Here is a 270-nt window from a genome sequence, read left to right as displayed (position 1 = left end):
CCTGGGTCGGGTGAGATCAGGCTCACGCGATATCGGTCGGCTCCGCCTTGCGCTTTTGCCCTGTAACCATGGCTCTAACCAGGTTTTCGCGATGGCGAAAGCTTGCCAGCACGACACCGCCGATGTGAAGGAAAACAAGCAGCAACAAGCCGTGCGCGGCGAGGCTGTGTGCCGCTTCGACCCACGACACGCCGAAAAAGGCGTCCGTGGTCATCAACCATCCGGTAAGGGCGGTTAAAGCCATGGCTGCGATCAGCACGATCACCATCG

1 protein-coding gene is annotated in these 270 nt (G+C 60.0%); it reads right to left on the bottom strand.

Annotated elements, in window-relative coordinates:
• Nucleotides 1–22 precede the first annotated feature (22 nt).
• Nucleotides 23–270, bottom strand: a 248-nt coding sequence (locus tag AC0L2O_RS36835) for a cytochrome b/b6 domain-containing protein (RefSeq protein ID WP_473373210.1), incomplete at its 5' end; no start/stop codon positions are given.

It is taken from the genome of Bradyrhizobium sp. Kon10, assembly GCF_055807395.1.
The sequence above is the reverse complement of the archived record's forward strand: the minus strand, read 5'-3'. Positions and strand labels throughout refer to the sequence as shown.